Here is an 11,599-nt window from a genome sequence, read left to right as displayed (position 1 = left end):
CAAATTGATGAAAAATTCTAATCAACAAGTTATAAATCAATATAAGACTATTGAATTACAAACTCGTATTGATGCAGCCTCCCCTCATGAATTAATTAATTTATTATTACAAGGAGCACGAACACATATTGCGACTGCTCAAGGTAATATTGATCGTAGTGAAGTTCAACAAAAGGGGGAACATATTAGTAAAGCACTCAGTATTATTGAAGGTTTAAAAACTAGTCTAAATCATGAACACGGCGGTGAAATAGCAGAGAACTTACTCCAAATATACATGCATATTGAATACTTGCTCTTAAAAGCCAATCTTAATAATGACAAGGAACTATTATCTCAATCCAATTCATTGCTGGCTCAAGTGCACGAAGCTTGGCAAAAAGTTTCTCCTGGCCATCCAGAGTCCGAGGAGTAAACCTCTTAATTTTATATTCTTGTACTTTATTATATTTCTAATAGAGTAACCCAGGAATTTATTCTCATGTGGTACCTTTATTAGTAACTCATATAATTTTAAAGTTATTTTTTAAAGTGTCGCTATAGAGAGTACAACAGCTTAAATTGAGATCATTTATGAAACTTATGATATCAATGACAGTATCTATTTGTTTATGGTCAATGAGTCAACTTGCTCTCGCCTATACGCGATACGGTGAAACTTTATGTAACTCACCTGATTATTTTTGTATGAAAGTTAAAAATGGAGAGGACTGGGAGAAGTTGTTTCCTAATGCTGAAGAACGAGATATGGTACGGCGAATCAATCGTATGAATGTCTCATTACGTCCAGGGATGACTATTGCTGTGCCCAAAAATATCGATCGATTAACTATCTATGATGTTTCCCCCTTCCCTAGGTATATTGACTCCGAAGGAGAAAAAACAATTTATGTAAGTCAAAAAAAATTAGCCTGGGCTGCCTATGATCAAGATGGGGAACTACTCTGGTGGGGGCCTATTTCCGCAGGAATAGGAAAGTGCACCGGGGTTATAGGGGGATGTAGTACTCCCACAGGTTCTTTTCGTGTTATTCGCAAACAAGACATAGACTGTGTTTCCACTGTTTTTCCTAGAAGATCTGACGGGAATGATGGTGGAGCATTAATGCCTTATTGTATGCATTTCTTCAGAGGCTATGCACTCCATGGTAGTTATGAAGTCCCTGGATACAGAGCCAGCCATGGTTGTGTCAGAATGTTTATTGAGGACGCACGTTGGCTTAACGAAGAATTTGTGGATCTTCCCGGTGATGGTATGAAAGGAACTCGAGTAGTTGTAGACTCCGCTGATTAATCAAACGACAAATAGACAAATACTGAACAAAATGTTAATATTTTACATGGTGAAATTTGCATATTTCTGTGATAACGTTGCCGGTTGACTTTTTGATTTAAAAAACTGTTTTATATGCGAAGTGAGATTTAACAATCTGATCTACGAAGTATTTTCCAGTTTTTATTCAAAATAAACACATACTTCATATGTTCGTACAGTGAAGTTTAGGTGGATATTAGTCTAAAAAGAAGTTCCGTTGTAAAAAGGACTACAACGAGAATTAATTGAAGAATGCCAGGATGGCTGGTCAACATGATACTGATATCTTATGGCCCCAAGAGAACATAAAGTCAACTTCGTATAGATAAATCTGGAGAATGATAAAAGAATGGCACACTACAATACACGGTCCGCATCAGTAGCAAATTTTGGGATACAATCAATAATGCCTTGGATGGTATGGGGCTTAGGTTGCTTATTTTATTTTTACGAATGTCTTTTACAAGTTTCACCTAGCGTTATGAGTAACGAATTGATGAGGGATTTCTCAGTTACCAGCCAAACATTAGGAATTTTATCCGGTGTCTATTTTTATTCTTATGCGGCCATGCAATTACCGGGCGGGGTATTAATGGATTATTTTGGGCCCCATCGGTTGCTTACTTTGGCAACAGTTGTATGTGCGGTAAGTACTATTGCATTTGGAATGACGGATAATTTTTTTATGGCCTGTGTGGCTCGTTTGATGATAGGCTTTGGCTCCGCATTTGCCGCGGTAGGCACTATGAAACTTGCAGCGAATTGGTTTCCAGCTCAACGTTTTGCCTTACTTACTGGTCTCATGGTCACAATAGGGATGCTCGGAGCTATTGGTGGAGAAGCGCCTCTTGCTTTATTAATTGAGAATTTTGGATGGCGCCACAGTATGCTCATTATGGGTACTATTGGACTTATTCTTGCAGTCTTACTTATTGTTATAGCCAAAGATACTCCTAAAAATCACGAAATAGTTCACTCACATCATCCTATTGAAGAAGAACATCTCATTCCCAGCTTATTAGCTCTGATGAAGAATAAACAACTTTGGTTAGTGGCATGCTATGGCGGTCTGATGTATATGGCAACTCCAGTTTTTTGTGGCCTCTGGGGAGTCCCTTTTTTGATAAATAAAATGATGATTACTAAGACGACTGCGGCAAACTATATTTCGCTAGTTTTCATTGGCTGGGCAATTGCTAGCCCCTTATGGGGAATACTTTCCAATCGTATTGGATTGCGCAAACCACCTATGTACATTGGATGTATTGGCGCACTTATATGCTCTCTACTCTTTATTTTTGTTCCAATTAGTACCGCAATTTATATGGAACTTTTATTATTTGCATTTGGTATTTTTTCAGCGGGGTTTTTACCTGCATTTACCGTGGCCAAAGAATTATGTAATAAAAAATATGTTGCTACAGGTTTAAGCTTTATGAACATGATGAACATGGTAGGTATAGCAATTGCACAACCGCTCATTGGTTATATTCTTGACAAGATGTGGCAAGGTGAAATGAATGGAAATGTTAGAGTTTATCCCTTGGAGGCTTATCATACAGGACTAGCGATTCTCCCGCTAGGAATGCTCGTTGCCTTAATTATTTTACCGAAAATTAAAGAAACTTATTGCCAAAGTGTACATTAATGAAATAATACGGAACTTCCTAGAATATAGTAGCCTGGGTGAATGGAACCCGCGTCCCCTGTCACGGATTGCGCCCTTCACTCAGGCACGTTTTTAAAGTAGATTTGATATGGCTAAAAAATTATACATCAAAACCAACGGCTGCCAGATGAATGAATATGATTCAACTAAAATGGCAGAAGTTTTGTTGCAATCACATGGCTTAGTCAAAACTGAACGTGTTGAAGAAGCCGATGTAATATTGCTCAACACCTGTTCTATTCGTGAAAAAGCACAAGAGAAGGTCTTTTCTCAATTAGGTCAATGGCGAGAATATAAAGCTAAAAATCCCCATGTGGTTATAGGTGTAGGTGGTTGTGTTGCTAGCCAAGAAGGTGAAGATATTATTAAACGTGCACCTTTTGTTGATATCGTGTTTGGTCCACAAACCTTACATCGACTTCCAGCATTACTAAACCAACGAATGGAAAAGAAAAAGCCTGTTGTTGATATCAGTTTCCCTGAAATCGAAAAGTTTGATCATTTACCAGCACCCAAAGCTGAAGGACCCACTGCATTTGTTTCGATAATGGAAGGCTGTAGCAAATACTGTAGTTTCTGTGTTGTACCCTATACACGGGGTACGGAGATTAGCCGTCCATTCGATGATGTGCTTGCTGAGTGTTATCAATTAGCAACTCAAGGCGTCAGAGAAATCAATTTATTAGGACAAAACGTTAACGATTATCGTGGGAAAATGGAACAGGGTGATATCGCCGATTTGGCCCTTTTAATTCATTATCTTGCTGCCATAGAAGGAATAGGTAGAATCCGTTTTACAACATCGCACCCTTTGGCATTCTCAGATAATTTAATTAATGCCTATGCAGAAGTACCTGAATTAGCAAATCATCTACATTTACCGGTACAAAGCGGTTCTGACCGTATTTTAGGTCTAATGAAGCGAGGGTATACGGCATTAGAATTCAAATCCAAGATTAGAAAACTGCGTAAAGTACGCCCAGATATTCGTTTATCTACGGATATTATTGTTGGTTTTCCAGGTGAAACAGATAAAGATTTTCAGGACACCATGGATTTAGTTCATGAAATAGGGTTTGATACCTCCTTTAGTTTTATTTACAGTCCAAGACCAGGTACCCCTGCAGCGAATTTACCCGATGACACCCCTCTCGAGGTAAAAAAACAAAGATTACAGATCTTACAAAATAGACTGCTATTACAAGCATCTCGTTACAGTCAGTCAATGACTGGCAGCATTCAGAAAATATTAGTTACCGGTCATGCTAAAAAAGACTCTCAACAACTTTCGGGTCGTACCGAATGCAATCGAGTGGTAAATTTTGACGGTCCAGCTCATTTAATAGGGCAATTTGTTGATGTCCAAATCAGTGAGGCATTACCTAACTCCTTACGAGGTCGTCTCACCGCAGTTGAGACTGAAACGATTTGATGATAGAACATATTCATAAACAATTAACTGTACCTCGCGAGTATCACAATCAAAGAATTGACAGTGTGCTCGCGCATCTACTTCCAGATTACTCTCGTTCGCAACTCAGTAATTGGATTAAAAGCGGAACAATAATACTCAATCAAAGACCATGCAAACCCAAAGACAAGGTTTTAGATGGCGATGTGATTGAAATTAACGTTGATTTTACCTTTACGGAGCAGGATTTTAATCAATGTGCGGCCGAAGAAATTCCTTTAAATATAGTTTATGAGGACGAAGAGCTTTTAGTACTCAATAAACCAGAAAATATGGTAGTTCATCCTGGAGCTGGGAATAGAGAGCATACCTTAGTGAATGCTCTGCTGCATCATGCCCCCACCTTACACCATTTACCGAGGGCGGGCATTATTCATCGATTAGATAAAGATACAACAGGTTTATTGGTCGTAGCAAAAACTTTACCAGCACATACCTCTTTAATACGACAAATGCAAGCTCGCGAAATTCAGCGTCATTATGTTACTTTAGTCCAAGGTCATATTATTTCTGGCGGGACAATTGATACTGGTTTTGGACGACACCCAAGAAATCGATTAAAAATGGCTGTTCAGGAGCAAGGACGACAAGCCATCACCCATTATTCGGTAAAAAAACAATATCAGGATTTTACTTTATTAGACGTCAATTTAATGACTGGGCGAACCCATCAAATAAGAGTTCATTTAGCTTACATCCACCACCCCGTAGTCGGTGATCCATTGTATGGTGGTCGTATGCGATTTCCAACTCATGCCACCGAAGAGTTACGTACCCTACTCCAAGATTTTAAAAGACAAGCCCTGCATGCTGCCACACTCTCATTTTATCATCCCAAAACGGAAAATGAGTTGACGTTTAAGGCTCCCCTGCCTGATGATTTTACCCTTCTTCTTAACACATTGGACGCGCATTATGAAGACTAACTTAGCAAATTGGCCAGCGCCAAAAAATGTCATGGCTTTGAGTACAACACGTTTATCAGGATATAGCCAAGCTCCTTATGACAGCAATAACATGGGGTTGGGTGTGGGGGATCGTGAGGACCATGTGCTAAAAAATAGACAACAACTTGTGGAGATGTTACATCTTCCAGGTGAACCTCAGTGGTTATCCCAAACTCATAGCACTCGCTGTATTATTGTTGAAGACGACTCCAATAGAAATGCAGATGCCTCCATAACTCGTTCAGCAAAATTCCCTTTAGTGATCCTTACTGCCGATTGCCTTCCTATTATGCTTTCTAATGTGCAAGGCACTGAGATTGCAGCAATTCATGCAGGCTGGAAAGGCCTGGCTCAAGGTATTGTTGAAAATACACTTGATAAAATGAAGAGCACTCCATCTGATGTATTGGCTTGGATAGGGCCATCAATTTGTCAAAAGTGTTATGAAATTGGGGAGGAGGTATACCAAACATTTACCAACCATTACCCTTTAAGTAAGCAAGCTTTTAAACCTGCTAACGGAAAATGGCTGGCTAATTTACCTCTAATTGCTGAAATTGTGCTGATCTCTAAAGGGATTAAAGCGGTTTATCAGTCTGGTTTATGTACTTTTGAGTTAAAAAATGAGTTGTATTCCTATCGAAGAACGTCACAAACAGGTAGAATAGCTACCTTAATCTGGTTTAATGATCAACCTCAGGACTAATAATATGATTAAACATATCAAATTCATTATAAGTACCCTGCTTCTTTTGACAGCCACATTCACCTATGCGGCTAACGAAGCAGCTCCCGCTCCTATACCGAGTTTAGCTCCGGTCTTAAAAAATATTATGCCTGCAATAGTCAATGTTGCGGTACAGGGTTATTTACCCCCTAATGCTACGTCACCCGGTTCTGCTGGCAATGATGAGGAAGCGCAGAATAGTAGACAGCCTAATCAAACTGCTCCTGAAAAAGGGCGTAAATTTGAAAGTATAGGCTCTGGTGTTATCGTAGACGCGCAAAACGGAATTATTATTACTAACGATCATGTAATTCGCAATGCGAACCTTGTTACCATTACGCTACAAGATGGTCGACGTTTAAAAGCGAAGCTGATTGGTAGTGATAGCGAAACAGACTTAGCTATCTTAAAAATCAGCGCAACAAACTTAAAATCATTGCCTATAGGGGATTCAGATCAATTACAAGTAGGTGATTTTGTAGTTGCTATTGGTAACCCTTTCGGCTTAAACAGTTTTGGTAACAGTCAGTCTGCGACCTTTGGTATTGTTAGTGCATTAAAACGTAGTGACCTAAATATCGAGGGAGTAGAAAACTTTATTCAAACTGATGCAGCAATTAATCCAGGTAACTCTGGGGGTGCATTGGTTAATACAAAAGGAGAATTGATTGGAATTAATACTGCAATTCTTTCTCCTTATGGCGGTAATGTCGGAATTGGTTTTGCTATACCCATTAATATGGCAAAAGATGTAGCGCAACAAATTATTAAGTTCGGCTCAATTCATCGGGGCTTAATGGGTATATTTGTTCAACATTTGACACCTGAACTTGCCCATTCTTTAGGATATCCCGAAGATTTCCAAGGTGCATTGGTATCACAAGTTAATCCAAATTCACCCGCAGAACGAGCTGGGTTGAAATCAGGTGATATTATTACTCAAATTAACAATACAAAAATCACCCAAGCAACTCAGGTAAAAACAACCATTAGCCTCTTACGTGTCGGTTCTAATGTTAAAATGGTTGTTCTCCGTGACGGCAAAACAATCTCCCTTGATGCAGTGGTAACTGACATTAAATCACACGAACAAAAACTCCAATCAGAAAACCCTTTTCTTTATGGGCTTGCATTAAGAAACTTTGAGCAAGAAACACCACCTCATGGTAATGTCATTGGTGTACAAGTCGTGGGGGCTTCAGAAACAAGTGCTGGATGGCGTGCTGGTTTAAGACCCGGAGACATCATTATCTCTGCAAATAAGTCACCTATTAAAGACGTTAAATCACTACAGCAAGTTGCTCAACAGAAAAAGCAAGAATTGTTAGTTCAAATATTACGTGGACCCGGAGCCATGTATTTATTGATTATTTAAACCTTCTGCATTAGCCTGGGTGAATGTGATACACCCAGGCTCTTCCAATATCCTCCTCTCCTCGAGTAACCTTCTTAAGAATTTAATGCCGTCTTTCTTAGATTCTAGTAACGAGATTCTAATTATTGAAGAACTAAAATGAGCAAAAAGGAAATATTAAATATATTATGGATTATGTAAATTAATGCTTTTTTTTGCTGCATCTTTTAGCAACCTAGGTATTCTCCTCTTAAGAGTTTGAAAAAATCTTTATTGGAATTGCATAAGGCATCAGAATTAATGAATCCTGATGGGATAGACTATTATGGAATAATGAACTATCTAAATTTAATCTATTAATTAACAAATTAAATTTGGCATAAAATGTGAAGACGAGTTTAATGATTTCAGACGTTATTTTGATAATTTTTCCTCCAATGATGAATTCACCAAACGGTATCAAAAAAACCCTACGTCAAGCTGATGACCAAACGTACAATTAAACTTATCAATTTGAATGCTGAAAGATGTTATGCCACCAGGATGAGTAATTTATTTATCCTGGTAGCATGGTGAATTTAAGGAAGAAATTAACGATGTAATCGTCTAGTCTGAGTATAGTCGCTAGGAAGACCTTTGATGTAATTAACTTTTTCTACATGATCGGTCTTACCGTAGGTTACTTCTACTTGTACATTGCGACCATTTGCAATCCCTTCCAGAGGGGTGCCCGCAACTTCCCATAAACCTAAAGTGAAAACATCAGCTACACCATGTCCAATTGCTCTAGCCGCTTTATTGCCCTTAGAATATCCTTGTACAAAACTGTAAATATCTGTTCTTTTTCCATTATGAATTTGAGTATTCACTGGCTTACCCAACTCTGCAATAACATGAGAACGAGGTGTATGAAGCCGTAAAACAGATAAATCTTTTTTTCCAGGTTGATTAGTCGCCTTTACTACAGCGCAAGATGACAAACTCACTAATACAATTACGCCACACACAAGTTTTAAAATACACTTCTGTAACATTAAATCTCCTTTCTGAATAAAATTTCGGCGCATTATACTCTAGAAGACCAGCCAAAGAAACATTTTTTGCGCTAGTTGTTGAAATGTTAGATAACGCCCTGCAGAATATTGAAAATATGGTTCACTTATCCCTAAGTTTCAAATTTCGAAATTACAAACACAAGGCAAGTAAAATCATCTATCCATAGAAAAAAAATCAAAAAAAATACGCAACAGACTTGACATCTTTCCCTTAAAAAGACAAAATCACGCGTCTTGTGGCTATGTAGCTCAGCCGGTTAGAGCGCGGCACTCATAATGCTGAGGTCGGTGGTTCGAGTCCACCCATAGCCACCATCAAAATCAAAAACCACGCAATTACTCTTAATAAAAGCATGCTGTTAAAGTGCAAATTAATTGACTTACTTTGTACAGCAAACCACCTAAAACCCTAAGTAAGAAATATGGAAACAGTTACACATACACATTTTTTTGCTGTTTTCTCTGTTGTCCTTCTTTATTAATTTTAAAAGCTGTCAGCTCAATTTTGATGAATTATGACTTACTGCGTAACATGAGTAAAATAAATTACTAGCAAGATAAGTAAGTATTAAATTTAATCATAATTTATAATAAGCAAAATTTTTATTATTGATTAATTTAAGCTTTCATTTAGGATAAATTTTATGTTTTTTAATGATAGATCTTTTGCAAACCCACAAACTCTTTCTCGATACATCAAAAAATATGTAACACTTTCTGATGAATTATTAGAATCAGTATGTGAAGCATTATGCAAAGCAATAAATTCGTTTGTGAGAAATGAAAATACCGATGAATTATCTAGTCTTTTTAAACAAATCCAACAAGACAACTTAATAGATGATGACACGTGGTATCAATGCTTGCGTGCTACTAAAGATTATTTACGAGGCCGTGAATTTCGATGCCCTAATAAATACATTACCCGCAGTTGGTTTTGGGGCCAAATAAAACAGATAAAAGCCTCAAACGTACTTGATCCTTTGTATAAAATTATTGATGATGAAATGGAGCTATTGTCCATTCCTGAGACGAGTTTAACTTTCATTTTTGAGGTTTATCAAAGTATCGTTTCTAGCTTAACTCGCGTTACAGATAACCCCATAAAAACTCTAATCTTTGCATTAGCGCTTCAGTCTCTTTTAGTTCCAGCCTATGGGAGAAATGAAACGTCTATGGCACTTGGAGATAGGCAATCTCAGGAAGATAATTTGACCTCCAAGACAACAGATCGTTCACAATTATTATTGAATTTTGTAGATCAAATACCTTATGACTATCATGTTATTAGTCAAAGTCAAAATGTTTCACTAGATCAAGTTGAATACTTTTTTTTAGTATCCCCCAATATTAATTTCCCGAGATTTGGTATAAATTTCATCCAACACATGGGAACTGGATACGATTATGTGCTGCAAAAAGATGTTCCTTCTCTTACAGATACTGAATGTATAGGTTTAGAACTAAGGAATACTTACCGTTGTTTCGGGTGGGATTGGGACGTTTGGGTAGAAACAGTAAATAAATTACATGATTTGGATGCTTTAAAAAGGACTGTTGGTCTCCTTTCTATATTCGTAGAAGATCAATTGGGCAAATTAGAGATTGAACTAGACGAAAGTTTTATGGGGATACTTCCTTATTCTTCCAACTATTATGCTACAACTTATAATATTAAAAATTTGCAAGATTCTTTATCAACAAAATTGATCACTAGAATAAATGCAAGCCTCAAAAAATTTCCAGAGTTAGATAAATTAAATCTTGCTTTTAATTTAGAAAACATAGCGGCTTTGTATTCTACTATCGAAAAAAGTTATTTTACCCACCCGTTGAACAAGTTAGTCCTTGAATGGAAGGATTGGTTGAGAAAAATAGAGTGTATTCAAAAATTTACCCCTCAATTGGGATATTTAACCAATATGGAACATATTATTGAACAAAGAAATAAAGCAATGATGGCTACATTAGACAGGCTCAATGAAGCAAGATTTAGTAAGTCTAAAAAAATTCATAATAATAAATTTTTTACTTTCTTACCACTCCAACAGGTATTACCAGATAGAGTAGCTGTTGAGGAGGGATTAAGTGCAATTAATTCTAAAGATTCTCAATTTAAATTAAAAGAATATCTAGAGGATAAGGAACATGCAATTCTTATGTCTAAAGCACAAAATAGGTTTTAGAGACCTATAAATAAAATAGGCTGGGCTGTTAAGCCCATATCTAACTCGGTTAATCTTATTGGGACTAACGGACTATGTTAAGAGATGATCAGGTGCAAACAACAGCTTTTAAAAAAATGCTGTGATTTTGATGTTGGCGTTAGCACATCGCGTACGCTTTAAGCTATCGTGACATAGAAGAAATTAGCGTCGGGGCGTGGATTAAAATGGCTGGGGCCACCTGTAGCCACACTTCAATCAATAAGTTACAATAAAAAACAAAAAAACTTTTGGACACAAAAATGAATAATATTTCATTTACGTCCCAAATAAACGTCCTAATAGCTCGCTAAATATCTCAAAATGAATCATACCAAGTCCTTTATTTTTAAGCCATTAACAGAAAATGACCTTATTCTTTTATATCAATGGTTCCAAGAACCTGTTATTAATCAATGGTATGCTCGAGGTAAATTGTGGTCATTGAAGGACATCAAAGAAAAATATCTCCCCCGTGTTCTAAGAGGCCATAATGTACCAAGTTTTATTATTTATATTAATGGCCTTCCTCTTGGATTTATCCAGTATTACTGTTTAAGTAATCATGTTCCAGAAGGGATTGGTCATAAAAACCATCCTTTATTTCATCTTTATCAACCCAATAACTTGGCAGGTATCGATCTCTTTATCGCTTCCAGCAATCAACGTGGGAAAGGATTGGGTCAACAAATTATTGAATCATTCATAACAGAGCTTCCCAATAGCATTAATGCCATTCTTGTTGATCCAGCAGTGAATAATCACCAGGCAATTCGTTGCTATGAAAAAGCTGGATTTAAACGTACTAATTACAGTGAAGACAACTCCTATTTAATCTTACTTAAACGTCTTTAGTAA

10 protein-coding genes and 1 tRNA gene are annotated in these 11,599 nt (G+C 37.2%); 10 read left to right on the top strand and 1 reads right to left on the bottom strand.

From position 1 onward, the window contains the following. Window positions 1-7 precede the first annotated feature (7 nt). From fliS to HBNCFIEN_RS06960, 7 genes are all read left to right on the top strand, one after another. Window positions 8-415 carry a flagellar export chaperone FliS gene (fliS, locus tag HBNCFIEN_RS06990; RefSeq protein ID WP_182393345.1) on the top strand — a complete coding sequence of 136 codons (408 nt, stop codon included), beginning with the start codon at window positions 8-10 and terminating at the stop codon, window positions 413-415. A 167-nt stretch (window positions 416-582) separates the two neighbouring features. After that, entirely contained in the window at window positions 583-1,293 is a 711-nt protein-coding gene (locus tag HBNCFIEN_RS06985; RefSeq protein WP_370530122.1) for a L,D-transpeptidase, read from the top strand. Window positions 1,294-1,663: 370 nt separating this feature from the next. Then, entirely contained in the window at window positions 1,664-2,962 is a 1,299-nt protein-coding gene (locus tag HBNCFIEN_RS06980; RefSeq protein ID WP_182393342.1) for an MFS transporter, read from the top strand. A 109-nt stretch (window positions 2,963-3,071) separates the two neighbouring features. Beyond that, entirely contained in the window at window positions 3,072-4,415 is a 1,344-nt protein-coding gene (gene miaB / locus HBNCFIEN_RS06975; protein ID WP_182393340.1) for a tRNA (N6-isopentenyl adenosine(37)-C2)-methylthiotransferase MiaB, read from the top strand. Continuing rightward, window positions 4,415-5,380, top strand: coding sequence for a 23S rRNA pseudouridine(1911/1915/1917) synthase RluD (gene rluD, locus HBNCFIEN_RS06970; protein ID WP_182393338.1), 966 nt, complete (start codon window positions 4,415-4,417; stop codon window positions 5,378-5,380). The genes miaB and rluD overlap by 1 nt, the downstream gene beginning before the upstream one ends. Further along, window positions 5,370-6,107 (top strand): peptidoglycan editing factor PgeF, encoded by a 738-nt coding sequence (gene pgeF, locus HBNCFIEN_RS06965; RefSeq protein WP_182393336.1) that lies wholly within the window; start codon window positions 5,370-5,372, stop codon window positions 6,105-6,107. Before rluD ends, pgeF begins: the two co-directional genes overlap by 11 nt. A gap of 4 nt (window positions 6,108-6,111) precedes the next feature. Further along, window positions 6,112-7,503, top strand: a complete 1,392-nt coding sequence (locus HBNCFIEN_RS06960; RefSeq protein WP_182393334.1) for a Do family serine endopeptidase — start codon at window positions 6,112-6,114, stop codon at window positions 7,501-7,503. Between the two features lie 569 nt (window positions 7,504-8,072). On the opposite strand, the gene HBNCFIEN_RS06955 is transcribed toward HBNCFIEN_RS06960, so the two are convergent. Continuing rightward, window positions 8,073-8,516 carry a hypothetical protein gene (locus tag HBNCFIEN_RS06955; protein ID WP_220471010.1) on the bottom strand — a complete coding sequence of 148 codons (444 nt, stop codon included), beginning with the start codon at window positions 8,514-8,516 and terminating at the stop codon, window positions 8,073-8,075. 259 nt (window positions 8,517-8,775) lie between these two features. Here HBNCFIEN_RS06955 and HBNCFIEN_RS06950 point away from each other — a divergent pair. The 3 genes from HBNCFIEN_RS06950 (at window position 8,776) to HBNCFIEN_RS06940 (ending at window position 11,596) form a co-directional block, all read left to right on the top strand. Next, a tRNA-Met gene (locus HBNCFIEN_RS06950) sits at window positions 8,776-8,852 on the top strand. A gap of 329 nt (window positions 8,853-9,181) precedes the next feature. Then, on the top strand, window positions 9,182-10,723 hold the full coding sequence (locus HBNCFIEN_RS06945; RefSeq protein ID WP_182393332.1) for a hypothetical protein: 1,542 nt from the start codon (window positions 9,182-9,184) through the stop codon (window positions 10,721-10,723). Window positions 10,724-11,065: 342 nt separating this feature from the next. Beyond that, on the top strand, window positions 11,066-11,596 hold the full coding sequence (locus HBNCFIEN_RS06940; protein WP_182393331.1) for a GNAT family N-acetyltransferase: 531 nt from the start codon (window positions 11,066-11,068) through the stop codon (window positions 11,594-11,596). The last annotated feature ends 3 nt before the right edge of the window (window positions 11,597-11,599 follow it).

Origin of the sequence: Legionella sp. PC997 (assembly GCF_014109825.1) — a bacterium.
GTDB lineage: Bacteria > Pseudomonadota > Gammaproteobacteria > Legionellales > Legionellaceae > Legionella.
Note: the sequence above shows the minus strand (reverse complement) of the source record. Positions and strands in the feature narration are given on the sequence as shown.